We start from the raw sequence: 19,393 nt of genomic DNA on the forward strand, positions 1-19,393 counted from the left end.
ATAGCTCATAGAATTTTGCTAATCGTCCACACTTCTGTCGCGCCTTGTGGTAGATTCAGCTGATAACACCCTTCAAAGCCAATCTCACGAGCAAACCTATCTACCGTAACAATCATAATGGGAATATTAGACGCGTTACCGTTCTCACCTTTGGTTGACCCTGACAGCAGCATTGGCGACAGTTCTAGCACCCAAGGTACCTCTTTGGTACTGCCCGTATTTAATGCACGACTGATGTATCTCATGTAAGTGTCGCCAATGACCACTTCTAATATGTCTATAATAACTCTTAGTTTAATTTTTTAATGATAATAATAATCATTAGTGTTATAATTATTTTCGTATTTAGCATCCACATCTTTTAACTCAAAACCCTCAACTACTTCTATCTGAAAGGAAATACGATGCCGTCTCTTTCACGTTCCGAATCTGCCCAAAAAAAACAATTAAGAATGGCAGTCAATATTGGCTTATTAATGAGTATTAGCCATGCTGCATACGCTGAAGAAACGGCAAATAGTATTGAAAATGACCAAAATAAAAAAGAGAATATTGCTACGGTTAGTTCGACACCAGCGACGACCTTAGATACCATCACGATTTACGCTGACAGCTACCGTAGTACGGGTACTAAAACTGCATTAGACCCTAGTGATGCCCCAATGAGCTATAGCAGAATCAATCAAGAACTATTACAAAAACGTCAAGCAGATAGCGTTAATGCGGCGTTACGTTATGAGCCTGGGGTGAGTACTGAGAGCCGCGGTACGGTATCTATTTTTGATGAATACAACATTCGTGGTTTTAAGACTTATTCCAATTTTTATGATGGATTGCGCCTCCCCTACGACGGCGCTTGGAACCTGATGCCGCAAGTAGACATTTATGCGACTGAAGCGGTAGAAGTGTTAAAAGGCCCAGCATCTTCACTTTACGGCTACGCGGCACCAGGTGGCATGGTCAATCAGGTCGCCAAAACACCAAAAAGCACTCAAGAGTCTGAAGTACAGTTGCGCTTTGGCAATCAAAACCTCAAAGAAGTGGCAGTCGATACGACCGGCCCTATCTCAGATACGCTTAATTATCGCTTGGTGGCATTAAAACGTAAAAAAGAGGGTCAGATGCAGACCACAGAAGAAGAACGCACTTTAATTAATCCGTCACTTGAATGGCGACCGACAGAAGATGTTTCCGTTCTTGCCAATCTTTTTTATCAAGACGATCCAGAGATGGTGCCTTCTACCCCGCTGCCGGCTGTTGGGACAGTTTACAATGCTAGCTATGGCAAGCTAGATAGTGATGCCTACGCAGGAGACGAATGGAATCATTTTAGCAAAGAAGTTCTGATGCCAAGTGTGACTGTCAACTGGGCTATCAATGACAAATTAACTTTTAAGCATATCCTACGCTATACCGATGCCGAAGCAGAGCAACGTAATATCTATAATAGAGGGTTCATTGATGGTAGTGATAAGGTTTTGAAGCGTAGCGCCTACACCACTGATGAGGCGATGACCAACTGGACCACCGACAATCAGCTGGCTTATCAGTTAGATACTGCCAACACCTCGCATAATTTATTATTCGGTGTGGAATATCAAGAAACTGATAGTAGGGCGACTTATCGAGATACGCTCGCCAGCGAAGATTTACCTATTGATCTATCTAAACCTAGTTTTACTCAAGTTAGTACTGACATGCTACCATTGGATACCTATTATCAGAAAGATGATATCGAACAAAGCCAGCTGGGGTTTTATATACAAGATGAGATGCAGTGGCAAGATCTGACAGTGGTCGCAGGATTACGCCATGACGATTTTGAAAGTACCAATGAGCAAAAATCAAGCTATCTAGGTTCACCTAGTGAAGAAACTGTTTTTAATGATGCCTCAAAAACCAGTGGTCGTCTTGCTGCTATTTATGATTTTGATAATGGTCTATCACCCTATGCCAGCTATTCCCAGTCGTTTCAGCCTGTTGTCGGTAGCAACTTCATTACTAATAAGGCATTTGAGCCCACCACCGCTGACCAGTTAGAGGCTGGTATCAAATATCTGTCCCCAGATCGCGCCACACAAGGAACGTTGGCGGTGTTTGATATTACCCAAAAAAACGTCATAGTAACGAACCCCGCTAATTCTCAACAGAAAGTTCAAACGGGTGAAATCACCTCTAAAGGCTTCGAGGTTTCAGGCAGCCACATGCTAAGTGATTGGGTAGATATTGCTGCAAGCTACAGCTATACCGATGCTGAGATTACCGAAGATGAATTCAACCCTGACGTGGTCGGCAATACGCCAGCACAAACCGCTAAACACAAAGCAACACTGTGGGCAGACTATTACGCCACAGATAAGCTTACTCTCAATGCAGGGGTTCGATATGAAGACGGCATGCAACTTGATAAGCAAAATTCAGACGAGCTGCCAAGTGTGACCTTGGTAGATATTGGTGGCAGCTATCAAATCCATCCGATGCTCACCGTTGGCGCTAGTATCAATAATTTGTTTGATAAAACCTATGTCGGTACTTGCTACGATAGTAATAACTGCTGGATGGGACCCGAGCGCCAGATGTCCGTCAGTCTAAAGACCAACTTTTAAACAATATAGAGCTTATCATTACTAGAGAATGTCCGTTTTATATACTGGCGCTATCTAAACTGATAACTTAAAAAATGAAACACTTAAATTAAGAAAGGCATTAAAATGGCAAAACCCGCTCCAAGAACATTGAATGTTGTTCGTACCAAATACATCACGCCACAGATGTACCGCGTCACGCTTGGCGGTACTGGCCTGCTTGACTTTCCAAAAGATCAAGAAAGCGCTTATATTAAACTCATATTTCCTCAAGACCATGGGGCTCGGCCACTGATGCGCACTTATACCATTAGCGGACAACGTGAGGATGAAATAGATGTGGATTTTGCTTTGCATGACGCTGAAGGGCCTGCTTCAATGTGGGCACGTAACGCCCAAGTGGGTGAGCAAATATTGGTCGGCGGCCCAGGGCCAAAGAAGCTGATTAATAATGAGGCAGATTGGTTTTTATTGGTTGGTGATATGACAGCGCTACCAGCCATTAGCGTTAATCTTGCCCAGCTACCTGCTGATGCCTGCGGCTATGCAGTCCTTGAGGTCACCAGTGAAGCGGATAAGCAACTACTCAAAAAACCAGACAACGTTGACATTCACTGGGTGATCAACTCACATCCAAATACCGAAAGCAGCCCATTACTTGAAAGGGTCAAAACGCTTACGTGGCTAGCAGGCCAGCCTGCGGTGTGGGCAGCATGTGAATTTCATAGTATGCGCGCCCTGCGCCATCACTTTAAAACATATTTTTCAATACCAAAAACGCATTTATACATATCCAGCTATTGGAAAGTCGATAGCACAGAAGACCAGCATAAAGTTGAGAAGCAGAAAGATGCAAAAAATCTAGGGGCTGTATAGAATTGAGGAACCATTGAAAAACATAAGCAACGCCTTACTCTACTGTTTACCACAACAAAGAAATAAGGCATCACTTATGACTCGCACCAAGCTCAACGATGAACTTTGGCACAAGCTATTTATTATATTGCGACAAATTAACGTATATAACAAGCCCAATCTAAGACGTACCGTTGAAGGCATGCTGTACCGCATAAGAGTAGGCTGTCCATGGCGAGACTTACCTTCTTATTTCGGTCATTGGTCTCGCATATATCATCAATACCGTTATTGGCGTAAAACCGGTAAATGGCAAAAGCTCATGAAAATAATCACTTAGATTAACACATGAAGTGCAATACCAAATGCAAGGTGAAAAAAAGACCTAGATGCGCTAGCATCAAAGTTTTTATCCACCGACCAAAGTGAGATTGCAACCATGAGCTATACACATCTAAGCCTAGGTGAACGATACCAGATTTATGCCCTTAAAGGGGCAAAACATAGTATTAATTTTATAGCGAGGGCGTTAAACAGAAGTCCCAGTACCATATCAAGAGAGCTTAGGCGTAATAAAAGCCTACGAGGTTACCGAGCAAAGTATGCTAATAACAAGGCTTGTGACAGACGGGCTAACAACGCCACAACTATTGTGGCTGACCTCTGGGCATGGGTGACAGACAAGCTTAAAGAGAACTTGCGTCCTGAGCAAATATCTGGCGTTCATGGTGGTATCAGTCATACCCGTTAAGTCGAACTCTAAAAACAGCAACAATGACACACTAGACTGGTATTTGTATCGTTGCCGTCACTTGGTAGAAAACGCTTTTGCTAGGTTGAAACATTTTAGGGGCATTGCCACGCGATATCATAAGCTCAAAGATAGCTATGCAGCAGCGGTAATGCTTGCTTGTGTCTTTATCTGGTTGCCACTCATTTGAATTCTATACACATCCTAAAAGGTATTGTTAAATTATCATAATCGCTATGTTGAATTGACCGAGGAAGGTAAACGATAATAAACCTAAAGGCTAAAAGCTAAAAGGTAAGAAACTCAATCTATAACAGCTGAACGAATATGAGCGGCGGGGAAAACGGCGCTAAATGTCGAGCCTTTGCCTTCTGACGATTCAATTTGCAAAGTCGTGTCATATTGATATAACACATGCTTTACAATCGCCAGCCCCAGCCCCGTACCACCTGTCGCACGACTGCGCCCGCTATCCACTCGATAAAAACGCTCGGTCAACCGTGCGACATGTTGTGGCGCAATACCAATACCATCATCACTGACGGCAAACCGACAGCCTTCTGCAGTCTTTGCCCAGCTGATGACGATATTACCTGCTTTTGGCGTGTATTTAATCGCATTAATCACCAAATTGGATAACGCACTGTTCAAATACATCTCCGAGCCGTAAAGACCATCATAGGTATCTATCTGTAAATGCAGCGTATGGCCATATCCTTGGTTGTAAGCCTGCGCATCATCATAGACATGCGTGAGCAGCTTGGTCATATCAATATAATGCAGCTCATGTGTCTCTTCGATTTCAATCCGAGACAGCAGCAGCAAGTCATTGACCACTCTATTCATGCGCGCGGTCTGCTGCGTCATTAATTCAAAGCCGCGTCGCCATTGCCGCGGCATGTCTTCCTGATCTGAGAAATTTTCCAGATAGCCCATCAGTACAGTCAATGGCGTTCGTAACTCATGCGAGACATTTGCCACAAAGTCGCGGCGCATTTGCTCTAAGTGTTGTAAGCGGGTCACATCATAAATAATCAGCAGCTTTTCATCGCCAAAAGGCGTGAGCTCACATTTAAGATAACGGTTAGGATCTTGCCATGACTTCATATGTACACCATCATTGGGTGTCACCATGCTCTGATAGTATTGCCGAAACTCAGGGACGTTAATAAAGTCAAAAATACTTTTGCCATGATCCGCTGACTGCAACAATAACAAATCCTCGGCGGCCTGATTCCACCACTCCAAACCATCATCGTCGTTTAGCAAAATAACCGCATCTCGCAGTGCGCGTAAGGCACTTCTGATTTTTTTCAGCTGATCGGTGGAGTATTGCTCGATGTCCTGTTGCTCAATATCCCTTGGCGTTATCATGTGTTTCTCTCTTTTTTATTACCAGTATGATGCTTAGCACTTATTATTAGCACTGACTATTCTTAGCACCAAATATTCTCAGTACTTATGCTTCTCAGTACTCAATATTCTAAATATTTATGCCTCTGAGCACTGAATGTTCTTAACGCTGGTTTCCTGCCTCGTAAGCTGCCTTGTAAATAATGGGCTATTTTTCAAAATCGATAGCGTTATTCAACCAGACTCGAAAACCGATAACCGGTACCGCGAACCGTTTGAATCAAGGCACTGCAACCATAAGGCTGTAGTAATTTGCGTAAACGCCGGATGTGCACATCAATCGTACGATCTTCGATATAGACATTGCCGCCCCAGACCTGATCTAGCAGCTGGGTGCGCGTATAAGCACGCTCGGGATGACTCATAAAAAACGCCAGCAAGCGATATTCTGTCGGTCCGATATCAATGACTTTATTATCAGCGGTGATACGCTGGCTTTTAGGATCGAGGCTAAGCTTGCCTATTTCAATTGGCTTATCGCTACTAAGCGCACGACTACGGCGTAATACGGCTTTGATTCTGGAGATTAATTCACGCGTTGAAAAGGGTTTGGTCATATAGTCATCAGCGCCCGCATCAAGCCCATGAACCTTACTATCTTCCTCACTTTTGGCCGTCAGCATAATCACGGGTATCTCAGCCAACATCTCATCATTTTTAAGCATACGGCAAAAATCAATACCACTTTTATCACCCGGTAACATCCAATCTAGCAAAATCAACGCGGGTCTATGATCCACCACTTGTTGATGCGCTTCTGCGACGTCAGCCGCTTGTAAACTCTCAAAGCCCGCCATCTCTAGCGTCATTACCACCATCTCACGAATTGCAGGTTCATCTTCGACAATCAAAATCTGCTCATTGCGCATACCATCGCCTCATTATTGAAAGACAAAAAATTGGAAAACAAAAATACTAAGCCCTTATCAACGTCTGCCCATTAAACGGCTTAATTATGACAGTTTGATGACACAGTGACTCGATACGTTAAATGCTGCGCCTTAAACATTGCAGCTCAAACACTGTACTTTCAGCCCTATACTTTAAGCGCTGTGCTTTGAACGCTTAGCCTTAAACCCTTACGCCCCAAAAAAAACCAACGGCTCATCATAACGAATTTTGCGCTAGATAGCAGCCGCAATCCCCTTAAACGACTGCTTTATTGGGCTGCGTTTTTAATTGACCAACTTTTTTCATAAAAATGTCTTATTTCATCAAACTGTCATATTTGCTCGGCACAATGTGCTCATTGACTACCGAGCGTCTTTGTAGCAAAACCTTGCTAACCAAACATCGTTAGCAATACATTACTAAAAACCTGGGCAGCGACATTGTTATTCATAAACGCCCCATACTTAAATCTGATTACTTTCTAGGAGAAACAATGCGTTATTCATTAATGGCTTTAGCAGTCGCGAGTACCTTTACCTTAGCTGCTTGTAATCAACCCCCCAATAGTAATGAAAGCAATGAGCCCGCTACTTCGGCGCAATCAACCACCGCGCCTACCGACACCGCAAACGTTCAGTCGACAGACGTCCAATCAACAGACAATGTGTCGATGAATATCACCGGCGCTGGCGCCTCTTTCCCGCAGCCTATCTATGCTAAATGGTCAGATGCCTATCATAAAGCAACTGGCGGTCAAGTGAACTATCAGTCGATTGGTTCATCGGGCGGTATCAAACAAATCGTCGCAAAAACGGTGGATTTTGGCGCGTCCGATGCGCCGATGACGCCAGCGGAATTAGAGGAAGCCGGTCTGATTCAATTCCCGACCGTTATCGGCGGCGTGGTACCTATCGTCAATATCGATGGCGTTGCGCCTGGTCAATTGAAGCTCGATGGAAAAATGCTCGCTGACATCTATCTTGGTAAAATCAGCAAATGGGATGACCCTGCCATCAAAGCTATGAATCCTGACTTAAGCCTTCCTGACGCCGCCATTACCACAGTGTTCCGCTCAGACGGTTCGGGCACAACCTTTAACTTTACCGATTATTTAGCCAAAGTGTCAAACGATTGGAAAGACAGCGTTGGCGTCGATAAAACCGTGAAATGGCCAACCTCGGCAACCGGTGCTGGCGGTAAAGGTAACGAAGGCGTGTCAAGCTATGTGACGCGTATGAAAAACTCTATCGGCTACGTTGAATACGCTTATGCTAAGCAAAACAGCATGGCACACGTTGCTCTAAAAAATGCCGCTGGCAACGTCGTGCAACCATCTGCGCAGACATTCGCCGCCGCTGGTGACATCGATTGGTCAAAGCAAGAAGGCTTTTATAAAGTCATCACCAACTCTGAGACCGATCAAGCATGGCCTATCGCTGCTGCGACCTTTATCTTAGTCCATAAACAACCGCAAGATGCCAAACAAGTGGCAGGTGTCCTTAACTTCTTTGACTGGGCTTATGCTCAAGGCGATGATGACGCGATGAGTCTTGATTATGTGCCTTTTTCAGATACGGCCGTGGCTTTATTTAAGGCGAAATGGAATGAGGTGGTAGACAGCGAAGGTAAGCCTGTCTATACCTCAGCACAGTAGCTCGAAGCTTTTTAATTCGAAGCTTATTAATTCGAGAAGAAGCCAGTCGAGAATAAGCTAACTAATGCCATCAAGCAAATACTGAAAAGCGTGTTTGCTTGGTGACGTCTTAGCCGTAGTGAACTTAAGATTCGGTCGTTAGATGATACAGTTTATTACGGTAAGACGCTAAAGCTAAAACCCCTAAGGTTTTTTACAATCAAGCTTTCACACTAGCAAGCGTTAACACAGTTAATCATTAACATAATGAAAAGTTAGAGCGATAAACAACAGAGGCTTTTATGGCAGACCTAAAATCCCAACTGGCAAAACAAAAACGCTTTGACGCGGTTTTTGTTAATGCCACTAAAGCATTTGCAATCTTGGTGCTCTTGTCGCTTGGCGGCATCATGCTGTCATTGATTGTCGGTGCGTGGCCAAGTATCACTGAGTTTGGCTTGGGGTTTTATACCAGCAATAACTGGGATACGGTAAACGATCAATACGGTGCACTTGCCCCCATTTACGGGACGGTGGTCACCTCGCTCATCGCTATCTGTATCGCCGTACCAGTCAGCTTTGGGATTGCTATCTTTTTAACGGAACTTTGTCCCAATTTTTTGAAAAAGCCATTGGGTATTGCTATCGAGCTGCTGGCAGGTATCCCTTCTATCATCTACGGCATGTGGGGCTTGTTTGTCTTTGCGCCGTTTTTTGGTGATCACATTCAGCCTTGGTTTATTGAAAATATTGGTCCCCTACCTATCATTGGCAAGGTTTTTACCGGTGCGCCGATGGGATTGGGGATGTTTACCGCCTCATTAATACTGGCAATTATGATTATTCCCTTTATCGCCGCTACCATGCGCGATGTTTTCTCTGTGGTGCCAGACCTGCTAAAAGAATCCGCATACGGTATGGGCGCCACTACGTGGGAGGTGATGTTTAAAATCATCTTACCTTATACCAAAGCAGGTGTGGTTGGTGGCGTGATTTTGGGACTGGGTCGAGCGCTTGGCGAGACGATGGCTGTTACCTTTTTAATTGGTAATGCTTTCAATATCAGCCCAAGCCTATTTACCTCTGGGGTGACTATTACCTCAGCGCTGGCCAACGAGTTTGCCGAAGCGTCAAGTGAGCTGCACTTAGCGTCATTACTACATTTAGGGTTAATCCTGTTTGTCATTACCTTTATCGTTTTGTCGATATCTAAGCTGATGCTCATGCGTATTGACCAAAAAGCAGGTAATTAAACATACTATTTTAAAAGCCAACAAAACCAATCAAATCAAAACAAGCCTAAACAAACTAAAACACGCTATTTGCCGCCATTATTTGACTCAAGAAGGACAAACACTTCATGACTTTAGCACCAGTCACTACTCAAACGACCCAGCCAAGCCAGCCTTCTGTACGCTTTGAAGACCGCTACAACAAGCGTCTTTATAACAAGCGCCGTTTTATCAATAGACTGGGACTTGGTTTTGCTTTATCAGCGCTTGTATTTGGTTTGGTTTGGCTGATTTGGATTTTGATGACGTTGTTTGTTGAAGGCATGCAAGGTTTAATCGAGATGCCTGTCTTTATGGCAGATACCCCGCCACCGATGGGCGAAGGTGGTCTACGTAATGCCATTGTTGGCTCAGCAATGTTGGCTTTTTCGGGCTTAGCGATTGGTGCGCCAATCGGCATGATGGCGGGCATTTATTTAGCAGAATTTTCACAGGGCAGTATGTTGGGTAAAGTCACCCGATTTTTAAATGATATTTTATTGTCTGCCCCATCCATTGTGATTGGTTTGTTTATTTATGCCTTGATGGTCAAAGGACAGAGCTTTTCGGGTTGGGCTGGTGCATTAGCGTTGGCGCTAATTGTGATTCCTATTGTCGTGCGTACGACGGAAAACATGCTAAACCTTGTACCTAATACACTGCGCGAAGCGGCTTATGCATTGGGTACGCCAAAATGGAAGCTGGTCAGTACAGTGACGCTGAAAGCTGCCAAAGCTGGTCTAACCACAGGTGTGCTGCTCGCTTTTGCGCGTATTACCGGTGAAACCGCGCCCTTGCTATTTACCGCGCTAAACAACCAATACTTTAGTACCGATATGAGTGAGCCAATGGCCAACTTACCCAACACGATTTATCAGTTTGCGATGAGCCCTTATGATAACTGGCATGCACTGGCTTGGGCGGCGGCGCTACTCATTACCGCGACAGTATTATTCTTAAATATTGCGGCGCGCTTTATCGGTGGCAAAGACCATAGCAGATAATTCAAGGCTAACAGAAGCACAGCTAATAGTAAAAAAACACCCCCATTTAATAAAACTTTAAAACAGATGGATACCATTATGACTGATTTATTAGAGAGAAAAGCGACTAAGCCGATGACAGATACCAGCAGCAAACGCCGTTTACTGGATGACGCTATGTTTAACAATGGTCAGCATAAACAGCCAGATATTGCCCATCTTATCAAGCAAACCATGGCGGACATGCCCGACAATATGCCGCCTGCCAAGATTACCATTCGCGATTTAGACTTTTATTATGGCGATTTTCAAGCATTAAAAAACATCAATATCGATATTCCAGAAAAAAAGGTCACCGCTTTTATTGGTCCCTCAGGCTGCGGTAAATCAACGCTGCTACGTACCTTTAACCGTATGTATGACTTGTATCCGAGTATGCATGCTGAAGGTCAAATTACCCTTGATGGCCAAAATATTTTGGCAAAAGATACCGATGTTAATTTGCTGCGTGCGCGTGTCGGTATGGTCTTTCAAAAGCCCACCCCTTTCCCGATGTCCATTTATGACAACGTCGCATTTGGCGTCCGTCTCTATGAAAAGCTCAGCAGAGTAGAATTGGATGAACGTGTCGAGTGGGCACTCAAAAAGGCGGCGTTATGGCTGGAAGTCAAAGATAAACTCAAAGCGTCAGGATTGTCATTATCTGGCGGTCAACAGCAGCGACTTTGTATTGCCCGCGGAGTAGCAACGAAACCTGAAGTCTTGCTATTAGATGAGCCAACGTCCGCGCTTGACCCTATATCCACTGGCGCGATTGAAGATTTGATTACCGATTTAAAAAACGACTATACCATTGCTATCGTCACCCACAATATGCAGCAGGCCGCGCGCGTCTCCGACTACACCGCTTATATGTATTTGGGGGACATGGTAGAAATGGGGGAAACAGATCAAATATTCACCAACCCAGCACAAAAAGCGACTGAAGATTATATTACCGGTCGTTATGGCTAAGTCGCTGTTCGCTTAAAGCAATCATTTCTAGCAGTCATTTATCACGCTACTCATTTTGGCAATATTTTTATGAGCAACACCAATACGATTAAGGAAGCAAGCATGGCGATAACGGCAAAGCATTTATCAAAGAGTTTTGATAATGACTTACATGACGTGATTGAGCTGTTTATGCAAATGGGTCACATGGCAGCAGAGCAAGTCATGGTTGCGACACGCGCCTTGATAGCTGCAGATGAGGCGACCGCGAAAAAAGTGATTGAAGATGATCATCTGATCAATCAGCTAGAGATTAAAATCGATGAGCAAATCATTTTGTTGGTCGCCAAACGCCAACCAGCTGCCAATGATTTGCGTTTAGTCATGGCGCTTAGTAAAGGCATTGTTGATTTTGAGCGTGTCGGTGACGAAGCAGAAAAAATTGCCCGTATGGCCTGCAAATTGATTAAAAATGGTGCATCTCCAAGAGGCTATTCAGAGGTTCAGCATTTATCCAATCAGGTGCGCCTGATGCTGCTTGATGCGATTGACGCCTTTTCGCATATGAATCCTCAGCAAGCGTTTTCGGTATTGCAAAGTGATACAGTGGTTAATGAAGAGTACCAATCTGCCACTCGAGCCTTGATGACCTATATTATGGAAGACAGCCGCCATGTGTCCAAAGTGATTAACATACTTTGGGTATTACGCGCCTTAGAACGGGTGGGCGATCACGCTAAAAACATTGCTGAACTGGTCATTTTTTACACCAGCGGCAAAGATGTGCGGCATACAGATTTTATGCAAGTCGAACAAATCGTCCAGCAAACAACTGATGCTGGCCGGCATGAGTAATAATATTAATAAATAGACAAAAAAATTTTCTCAATTAACCCCTCTTCAAGGCCTTTATATATACTTAGTTATACATCTTTCTTAAGCGCCGTTACTTGTATTAAAAACAGTTTATGCCTATCTTTTCTAGTCAAGAGTTTGCCACGCTCTCATACTTATTCAAAAAAGCCATTATAGGCCTCATAAATAGAGATCTATAATGGTTTAATCCTATCTTTTCTCAGGTGGTATAAGAATTTTCTGATGTAAATACTTTCTCTTTACATAATTTCCTTATTATTAATAAGTTAGCGATGGACAGTAAAAATCATCCTTTTCAGCTATAACTGGGCATTGGCGCTATCAACCTCAGCATATACCGCTGTGCTACCGTCTTTGTTGATTTGCATCACTTGATAAGGTGAAAATTTATTTTGGTACTCCATCCCGGGGCTACCCATTGGCATACCGGGTACGGCAAGACCAATAGCCTCGCTTGGCGGATTGGCTAAAAACTGGGCTATATACTTGGCAGGCACATGACCTTCGAATACATAACCGTCGCTCGTGACCGCCGTGTGACAAGAGCGCATATTGCTCGGGACACCATAGCGTTCTTTAAAAACTGCTAAGTCGGCGACATCTTGTCCCGCCGCAGTCATACCGTGATGTTCGGCATGGCTAATCCACTCCTTACAGCAGCCACAATTGGCATCTTTATAAACCGTCGCAGAGACGTTTCTCAGCGCATCACTGTTACTGCTAGAGCTCGTCGACTCAGTTTTAGACGTTTGGGCTTTTGAATTCTGGCTGTCTGTTGCCGTCTCTACAGGCGCTGTGGTTGCAGCAGTGGTATTGGTGTCGTTACAAGCAAATAACGACGATGTCACTGTCAGTAGGATAAGCGCACCAAACAATTTATGCTGCTTAAAAGTTAAGTTATGGTTATCAGGTTTCATACATACCCTCTCGTCATTTATTGTTTAATGTCGCATGTGATATTTATAATCAAAAAGAGCTGTCTTTCATTTTTAAATTTGGAGCAATACGTTAAGCGTTTGACCCGATATCACGACACTATCATCATACATGCATGATACATGAATCCTTCTGACTAACAGATGACGTTAAGATTACAATATTGTCATTCTCCCACTTTGAAATTTTCACAGATAATTTATTTGACAATTTTTAAGAAAAAACAAAAGGGCAGTACTAGGGCGTGTCTTCATTTTAAAAATGGTGATAAAAATGAGATAAATTGCAGTCAAACAAGGAAAATAGCGCCGTTAATATCGGGATATTACCTAGCTATTTGATGAAGTTTGGCAAAATTTAGCCATTTTTAGCCCATTTAGATGTCCATCGATTGAATTGAAGACACGCCCTAAAAACAATCTGCAAATAACAATATTTAAAGCAGCGGCTATAACAGTGCTCTTGATAAGAAAAGCGATGAGATCTTGCATAGGATATAGAGAAAGGATTGAGGACTGCGTCACTGCTTATCCTCCATTAATAGAATAAGCAGCGATTATTTATATAGACTGGACTTTATCTCTTATACACCCCCAGCCCCTTTATTTGACGTCTCATTATCTTCGACCAATATTGCCGCCGCGCTTTTTTTGAGCGTCGCCACCTGCGACTACCTCACCGTTTCCATCAATAGGAATTTGCGCGGTGTATAACGTGCCATTATTGGTGATTGCCCACTCAAGTGGCGATTTTGAGGCATAAAGTGCGGTATTAACCGCTTGTTTGGTTGAGTGAGTGCTCATTTTTTTAATCCTTTTCTTAGATGGCTTTATCAATCCTTTATTTCTAATCCTTATGCTACCCATTTACATACGATAAATCTAACTAATTAAATATTAAATATGATAGATTTAATCTATCACTTAGATTTGTATTAATTTAACGGTTCATGACGTTATGAAAGTGCATAAAATTAAACAGTCAGCAGCGCTTATAAAGGTAGCCAACATTATGAAATTACAACAATTACGTCATTTTTTAATCGTGGTAGAAGAAGGCGGTTTTCGTGCAGCTGCCAGTCGCGCCAATCGCTCGCAAGCGGCTATATCAGCGTCAATTAAAGAGCTAGAAAAAACATTGAACCAAAGCTTATTTGAAGTTGGCAATAAAGCGACATTGACGCCGTTTGGTGAAAGCTGTGTGCCCAAAATTCAGCAGTTCCTGAGCATTTATCAAACGTTAGAAGATGATTTGCAAGCGATTGCAGCTGGTGAAAAAGGTAAGATTAGGATTGCAAGCGTGCCATCACTGGTCACAAAACTGCTGCCAAGCGTTTTGGTTGCTTATTCTAAAAAATATCCTGATATCGAAATTGTCTTGATAGACGATAATGCGGTGGGGGTGGCGAATCGCTTACTGACGGGAGAAGTAGATTTGGCATTGGGCAATTGCACCAGTATCGACCAAACTGACATTGATTTTACGCCGCTTATATCAGACCCTATCGGCGTGGTTTGCTTAAAAAGCAATGAGTTAAACCAGTTAAACGAAAACGGCGAGTCAAACCAAACATCAGGATTACATTGGCAACAACTGATGTCGCAGCCCTTTATTTATAATGGCACTTGTAGATTACTTGAAAACACGCCTGCTGAAGCCCTAAATCGTAAAGCGCGCTATACAGTAGAAAATATTACCTCCTTGTTTTCATTATTAAGGAATGATTTGGGCATCACTACCCTACCAAAACTGGCTTTCCCAGCTAATGAGCCCGAGCTGGTCTGGATAAAGTTGCTGGAGCCATCTTTAGACAGACAAATTGGTATTTTTAAACGTGCGGACAAAACCATCTCTGTGGCTGCTCAAGCTTTTTATGAGCTATGCATTGACTATGTGCAAAATCATTATCTGATGTAGTCTATAGAAAATAATCGGTGTTATATTTTATAAATAAGAATGCAAAATTACTGCTACCCGCCATTTAATAACCTTATAATTGCCTAGAGCAAAAGCTAAAAACTGAGTGTTTAAGCCGCTGCTCTAAGCAATTCAACCCTGCCAATTAAACCATCACTATTAAATTATTGTCATGAAACCATCTGATTAACTCACAAAAAGTTTATGACTAACGCAACTCATCAACGACCGCCAGCATAGCGACTAACGAGGCTTCCCCTAATTTAATAGAGCGCTCAGGTGACCAACCTGTATCTTCAAAAGGTAAATTGGCATTCTCTTTAAATGGCATCTCTAAAGTGTTGGCAAGACAATCAAAGCGCTCGGCTACCCAGTGGGTAGCAATCGTCATGTTTGCTGTGCCGGGTGCGTCAATATCATAACCAAATTCAGATTGAAAGTCGGCGCTGGCCAATTTTAAGACTTCTGAGAATTTATCACGTAGATGGGCAAGGCGGTCGTTATAGCTTGGCGTGCCCTGCGAGCCGGCAAGGAACACATAAGGCAGCGCTTCATCGCCATGCACGTCATAAAATAAGTCAACACCCGTTTCTTCCATTTTATTGATGACATGAAACACTTCAGGGCTTTTTTCTAAGCTTGGGTTTGCCCATTCACGGTTTAGATTCGTCCCTACCGCATTGGTACGCAGGTGCCCGCGTACACTGCCATCAGGATTCATATTCGGTACGATATAAAAATTGGCTTTTTCTAATAACAACTTAGCCGTGGCATTATCCTCGTCTAACAAACTGTTCAATAGCCCCTCAACCAGCCATTCAGCCATTGTCTCACCCGGATGCTGGCGCGCCGTAATCCAGATACTGCGCTTCTTGCTATCACCATTACCTACTTTTACTAAGGTTAAGTCGCGTTTATCAAGCGTTTCGCCCAAATGCTCTAAACACGCGAGCGGATGCACTTGCACCGCCGCTAACAGGTCTTGATGACGCTCATAGCTATAGGGAGCGAAATACGCAATTTGAATACTTTCGCACGCAAGCTCTGCCGTTATCGTTAACTTACCCTCCTTATAAGAGGATGGCAGACGGAACCAATACTCGCGATCATAGGAAGCCACCGCTTGATAATCCTCCCAGCCTGCAAGGTAAGACGCCTTCCCTGCATTCATAATGTTGAGTACGTACTGCTCGCCAACTTCGCCTGATAGACGAAAGTTAAACCACTGAAAAAACTCTCCGCCCACGTCTGGACGAATTGCCAATTGAATGTTGGTTTGATCTTCTGCATTGATAACCTCAATATTACCGGCATCGAAATTTGCGCTGATATGCATAATCTTTTCCTAATGGTTTTTGTAAATTAAAAGACAGATACTAAAAAAACTTATACTAAATACCATATTTTGTCCATCGTAGTAGGATGGACTTTATGGCAAACTTATGAGGAAGCTTAATTACTAAGCTTCGTTAATAATTTTTATTTACTTAACTTTAATGGCTTAGCCTTGATTGCTTAGGTTTAATTGCTTAACTTCGATTAAACAATACCCGTTTTAGAGCATCATATAACACATTAAAATAAGGATAACATGTGACTTCAGGAAGAAGCGTCCCAGCAAATAGCGCCCCTATCAGATGTCCTATATATATTGCGCCAAATCACTTCGCTGATTGTCTCTCTCATCAGCAGCGCTACTGCTTGTTTTTAGATATCGACGGCACGCTTGCTGACTTTACCTTGAACCCGAAAGACAGCTTTATCCCCGCTACCACTTTAACACTTTTACAAAACATACAAAATTATGGCGTCAAAATCGCCGCTGTTACTGGGCGCAGTCTAGCCGAAGCAAAGCGAATGCTGGCGCCGCTAAGCTTACCCATCGCTGCAACGCATGGACTAGAAATAGACTTTGAAGATAACGAATCTAATAATAATATGAGCGTTTCATCCGTCGACAGCGCTGAGCTTGCTGCTATAAAACAAGCGCTTATCCGCTCTTGCTTGCGCTATGACGATTTTATCATAGAAGACAAGTCCTACTCCGTTGCCCTCCATTATCGTCAAAATCCCGCCTTAGCCGATATCGCTTATCGCATTATAACCACAATCATAAAAAACCATGGCGATTGGATAGTAAAACAAGGTAAATATGTCTGGGAAATCGCGCCCAAAGACGCCGATAAAGGCAGTGCGATTTTGACCTTACTAAAAAAATTTCAGGCTAACAATAGGCTTTGTCCTATCTTTATTGGCGACGACATCACCGATGAAACAGGATTTATGGCAGTACAAGGCGACAAGCACATGACAGAAAGAAGTCGCTTTATACAAAATAACGAACCACGAGAGGATTCTAAACCACCCATAAAAGGTATGGGTATGAAAGTAGGTTATGACGGCACTGAGCCAACGTGTGCGCATTATTATGTCAATAATATTTTTGAGGTCACGGTATTGCTTGAGAGCTTTTTAAAGTTTTGCCAACAGCGCCCAACCTTATCTCCCAAGTTATCTGGTTTAACAGAGCAAGAGCAAGTGGCACCGCCGCTAATAGACACTAACCGACGCCCATTAAAAAATACAGCGAGACCACTGACATGAGCCGCTTAATTGTCTTATCTAACCGCGTAAAGATGCCCGATAACCACCCTATGGCGGGCGGGCTTGCTGTCGCATTGCAAGACGTCTTAATCGGCAAATCAGTCGTCTGGATGGGCTGGAATGGCGAAGTCGTCAATGACAACAACGCCAATAACACCGACGCCGCCAATACATTTAGCAGTATTCAACAACGCTTTATGGCGAGCAACAAGGCAAAAACCCGCGCCACACAAATCACTTATATAACCACCGCTTTTACCACCCAGCAATATCAGCATTTCTACTGCGGTTTTGCCAATAATGTATTGTGGCCTCTACTGCATGAGCAAACAGCGCTTATCAGCCAAGCTACAGATGATTATGCGGGTTATCAGGCGGTCAACTGTCTATTTGCGCGCCAATTAAAAAGTATCATTCAGCCTGACGATGTCATTTGGGTCCATGATTATCATTTTTTAAGTGTGGCGTATCATTGCCGAAAGCTTGGCATCAACAATCGTATTGGGCTTTTTTTACACATTCCCTTTGTGGCGCTGGATTTTTGGCAACAGCTTAAGCAAAGCGCTGAGCTCATTCATCATCTGGCGCATTATGATGTGCTCGGTACCCAAACCCAGCAAGGATGCACCAATTGCGTTGACGTTTTTCAGCATTATTTAAAAGACAGGTTGTCAGAAAATCGTTTGAACGAAGAGAGAGCGGAAAAAGAAAGTGTAGATAAAGAAGACGTGCTAGCAAACAGCTTAGCAGAAAACAGCGATGTCGGACTTACACCCATCAATGTCTTACAAAAAAACCAATCTTTTACTCATGCTTACCCTTACCACTCATCTGGGACAGCACTAACGCTTAATTTAGACTTTAAACCTCAGCATTGTTTATTGATTAACGCCTATCCGATCGGTATTAATGTCGCAAGAATCCAGCAGCAGGTCAGTCAGTTAGCCTCGCCTCTACCTGCACATTTGGCGCAGCATAATGTATATAAAAAAACCGACAAGACGACGACACAACAAATTATCGCGGTAGATAGAATTGACTATTCAAAAGGCTTATTAAGACGTTTTTCAGCCTATCGTAATTTTTTAGAGCATTATCCAAGCTATCAAAATCAGCTGCAATTATTACAAATCGCTTGTCCTAGTCGCTTAGATTTGCCAACTTATCAACAGCTTTATCAGGAAGTTAAACAAACAGTCAGTGATATAAATCAGCAATTTTCAACTGACAACGGTGCTTGGCAAGCGATTAAATATAGCGAAAACGTCTTAAACCATGAGCCCTTGATGGCCGCATTTTGGCAAAGTGATATCGGCTGGGTCAACTCCTTAAAAGACGGTATGAATCTGGTGGCTAAAGAATATATCGCCGCGCAAAATCCTGATGATCCGGGCGTGCTCATGCTCTCGCGTTACGCAGGAGCCGCTGAGCAAATGCAAGCAGCGGTCATTGTCGATCCGCATCAACCCACGAGTATGATAGAAGGACTAAGGACGGCATTGACAATGCCATTAAAAGAGCGACAGTTACGCTATCAAGTATTGCTACAAGGGCTACATCAAGATGACTTATACGCTTGGCAGCAACGCTTTTTAGACGATTTGTATTTAGATGGCCGATATGATAATAAAAAACGGTCAGCAGATGATGGCGCTTTTGATGCCATTCAAATGTCTGATTCATAA

At 43.3% G+C, this 19,393-nt stretch carries 16 protein-coding genes and 1 pseudogene; 11 read left to right on the plus strand and 6 right to left on the minus strand.

The window, feature by feature from the left end; all coding sequences use genetic code 11:
* Nucleotides 1-5 precede the first annotated feature (5 nt).
* The gene (locus tag ACPEGP_RS03260; RefSeq protein WP_265089129.1) at nucleotides 6-245 is read right to left on the minus strand and encodes a hypothetical protein; all 240 of its coding nucleotides are present in this window, start codon (nucleotides 243-245) and stop codon (nucleotides 6-8) included.
* A 159-nt stretch (nucleotides 246-404) separates the two neighbouring features.
* Between ACPEGP_RS03260 and ACPEGP_RS03265 the strand changes: the two genes are divergently transcribed.
* The 3 genes and pseudogenes from ACPEGP_RS03265 (at nucleotide 405) to ACPEGP_RS03275 (ending at nucleotide 4,381) form a co-directional block, all read left to right on the plus strand.
* On the plus strand, nucleotides 405-2,606 hold the full coding sequence (locus tag ACPEGP_RS03265; RefSeq protein ID WP_423813918.1) for a TonB-dependent siderophore receptor: 2,202 nt from the start codon (nucleotides 405-407) through the stop codon (nucleotides 2,604-2,606).
* Nucleotides 2,607-2,711: 105 nt separating this feature from the next.
* Nucleotides 2,712-3,461: a siderophore-interacting protein gene (locus tag ACPEGP_RS03270; RefSeq protein ID WP_102076457.1), complete on the plus strand. Its 750-nt coding sequence runs from the start codon at nucleotides 2,712-2,714 to the stop codon at nucleotides 3,459-3,461.
* 76 nt (nucleotides 3,462-3,537) lie between these two features.
* A pseudogene (locus ACPEGP_RS03275) lies at nucleotides 3,538-4,381 on the plus strand (transposase).
* Nucleotides 4,382-4,494: 113 nt separating this feature from the next.
* Here ACPEGP_RS03275 and phoR read toward each other — a convergent pair.
* Nucleotides 4,495-5,565 (minus strand): phosphate regulon sensor histidine kinase PhoR, encoded by a 1,071-nt coding sequence (gene phoR / locus ACPEGP_RS03280; RefSeq protein WP_102076459.1) that lies wholly within the window; start codon nucleotides 5,563-5,565, stop codon nucleotides 4,495-4,497.
* A gap of 209 nt (nucleotides 5,566-5,774) precedes the next feature.
* Complete coding sequence (gene phoB, locus ACPEGP_RS03285) at nucleotides 5,775-6,473, minus strand: phosphate regulon transcriptional regulator PhoB (RefSeq protein WP_102076460.1); 699 nt, start codon at nucleotides 6,471-6,473, stop codon at nucleotides 5,775-5,777.
* A gap of 515 nt (nucleotides 6,474-6,988) precedes the next feature.
* Between phoB and pstS the strand changes: the two genes are divergently transcribed.
* The 5 genes from pstS (at nucleotide 6,989) to phoU (ending at nucleotide 12,230) form a co-directional block, all read left to right on the plus strand.
* A complete protein-coding gene (gene pstS, locus ACPEGP_RS03290) occupies nucleotides 6,989-8,149 on the plus strand; it encodes a phosphate ABC transporter substrate-binding protein PstS (protein ID WP_423813919.1) in 1,161 nt (386 codons plus the stop codon).
* Between the two features lie 281 nt (nucleotides 8,150-8,430).
* Entirely contained in the window at nucleotides 8,431-9,381 is a 951-nt protein-coding gene (gene pstC, locus ACPEGP_RS03295) for a phosphate ABC transporter permease subunit PstC (RefSeq protein WP_281491399.1), read from the plus strand.
* A gap of 107 nt (nucleotides 9,382-9,488) precedes the next feature.
* Complete coding sequence (pstA, locus tag ACPEGP_RS03300; protein ID WP_313973660.1) at nucleotides 9,489-10,403, plus strand: phosphate ABC transporter permease PstA; 915 nt, start codon at nucleotides 9,489-9,491, stop codon at nucleotides 10,401-10,403.
* A 213-nt stretch (nucleotides 10,404-10,616) separates the two neighbouring features.
* A complete protein-coding gene (pstB, locus tag ACPEGP_RS03305) occupies nucleotides 10,617-11,396 on the plus strand; it encodes a phosphate ABC transporter ATP-binding protein PstB (RefSeq protein ID WP_423814236.1) in 780 nt (259 codons plus the stop codon).
* Nucleotides 11,397-11,498: 102 nt separating this feature from the next.
* Entirely contained in the window at nucleotides 11,499-12,230 is a 732-nt protein-coding gene (gene phoU / locus ACPEGP_RS03310; protein WP_198329171.1) for a phosphate signaling complex protein PhoU, read from the plus strand.
* Between the two features lie 320 nt (nucleotides 12,231-12,550).
* On the opposite strand, the gene ACPEGP_RS03315 is transcribed toward phoU, so the two are convergent.
* Nucleotides 12,551-13,168: a DUF411 domain-containing protein gene (locus ACPEGP_RS03315; protein ID WP_423813920.1), complete on the minus strand. Its 618-nt coding sequence runs from the start codon at nucleotides 13,166-13,168 to the stop codon at nucleotides 12,551-12,553.
* 636 nt (nucleotides 13,169-13,804) lie between these two features.
* Nucleotides 13,805-13,990, minus strand: a complete 186-nt coding sequence (locus ACPEGP_RS03320; RefSeq protein ID WP_423813921.1) for a hypothetical protein — start codon at nucleotides 13,988-13,990, stop codon at nucleotides 13,805-13,807.
* A 208-nt stretch (nucleotides 13,991-14,198) separates the two neighbouring features.
* Here ACPEGP_RS03320 and ACPEGP_RS03325 point away from each other — a divergent pair, with 208 nt between their 5' ends.
* Complete coding sequence (locus tag ACPEGP_RS03325; protein WP_423813922.1) at nucleotides 14,199-15,104, plus strand: LysR family transcriptional regulator; 906 nt, start codon at nucleotides 14,199-14,201, stop codon at nucleotides 15,102-15,104.
* A gap of 208 nt (nucleotides 15,105-15,312) precedes the next feature.
* Here the strand turns inward: ACPEGP_RS03325 and ACPEGP_RS03330 are convergent, their stop codons facing one another.
* Nucleotides 15,313-16,440: a M14 family metallopeptidase gene (locus ACPEGP_RS03330; protein WP_423813923.1), complete on the minus strand. Its 1,128-nt coding sequence runs from the start codon at nucleotides 16,438-16,440 to the stop codon at nucleotides 15,313-15,315.
* Between the two features lie 257 nt (nucleotides 16,441-16,697).
* On the opposite strand from ACPEGP_RS03330, the gene otsB reads away from it, so the two are divergent.
* Nucleotides 16,698-17,708: a trehalose-phosphatase gene (gene otsB / locus ACPEGP_RS03335; RefSeq protein ID WP_423813924.1), complete on the plus strand. Its 1,011-nt coding sequence runs from the start codon at nucleotides 16,698-16,700 to the stop codon at nucleotides 17,706-17,708.
* On the plus strand, nucleotides 17,705-19,393 hold the full coding sequence (locus ACPEGP_RS03340; protein WP_423813925.1) for an alpha,alpha-trehalose-phosphate synthase (UDP-forming): 1,689 nt from the start codon (nucleotides 17,705-17,707) through the stop codon (nucleotides 19,391-19,393). The genes otsB and ACPEGP_RS03340 overlap by 4 nt, the downstream gene beginning before the upstream one ends.

Source organism: Psychrobacter sp. 219-2-C (assembly GCF_049560815.1).
GTDB classification, from domain to species: Bacteria; Pseudomonadota; Gammaproteobacteria; order Pseudomonadales; family Moraxellaceae; genus Psychrobacter; species Psychrobacter faecalis.

Coding starts and splice junctions, on each gene's coding strand:
- phoR (WP_102076459.1), bottom strand. CDS start 5,565: ATGATAACGCCAAGGGATATTGAGCAACAGGACATCGAGCAATACTCC.
- ACPEGP_RS03270 (WP_102076457.1), top strand. CDS start 2,712: ATGGCAAAACCCGCTCCAAGAACATTGAATGTTGTTCGTACCAAATAC.
- ACPEGP_RS03315 (WP_423813920.1), bottom strand. CDS start 13,168: ATGAAACCTGATAACCATAACTTAACTTTTAAGCAGCATAAATTGTTT.
- ACPEGP_RS03325 (WP_423813922.1), top strand. CDS start 14,199: ATGAAATTACAACAATTACGTCATTTTTTAATCGTGGTAGAAGAAGGC.
- pstC (WP_281491399.1), top strand. CDS start 8,431: ATGGCAGACCTAAAATCCCAACTGGCAAAACAAAAACGCTTTGACGCG.
- ACPEGP_RS03340 (WP_423813925.1), top strand. CDS start 17,705: ATGAGCCGCTTAATTGTCTTATCTAACCGCGTAAAGATGCCCGATAAC.
- ACPEGP_RS03265 (WP_423813918.1), top strand. CDS start 405: ATGCCGTCTCTTTCACGTTCCGAATCTGCCCAAAAAAAACAATTAAGA.
- pstB (WP_423814236.1), top strand. CDS start 10,617: ATGGCGGACATGCCCGACAATATGCCGCCTGCCAAGATTACCATTCGC.
- pstS (WP_423813919.1), top strand. CDS start 6,989: ATGCGTTATTCATTAATGGCTTTAGCAGTCGCGAGTACCTTTACCTTA.
- ACPEGP_RS03330 (WP_423813923.1), bottom strand. CDS start 16,440: ATGCATATCAGCGCAAATTTCGATGCCGGTAATATTGAGGTTATCAAT.
- ACPEGP_RS03320 (WP_423813921.1), bottom strand. CDS start 13,990: ATGAGCACTCACTCAACCAAACAAGCGGTTAATACCGCACTTTATGCC.
- phoB (WP_102076460.1), bottom strand. CDS start 6,473: ATGCGCAATGAGCAGATTTTGATTGTCGAAGATGAACCTGCAATTCGT.
- ACPEGP_RS03260 (WP_265089129.1), bottom strand. CDS start 245: ATGAGATACATCAGTCGTGCATTAAATACGGGCAGTACCAAAGAGGTA.
- phoU (WP_198329171.1), top strand. CDS start 11,499: ATGGCGATAACGGCAAAGCATTTATCAAAGAGTTTTGATAATGACTTA.
- pstA (WP_313973660.1), top strand. CDS start 9,489: ATGACTTTAGCACCAGTCACTACTCAAACGACCCAGCCAAGCCAGCCT.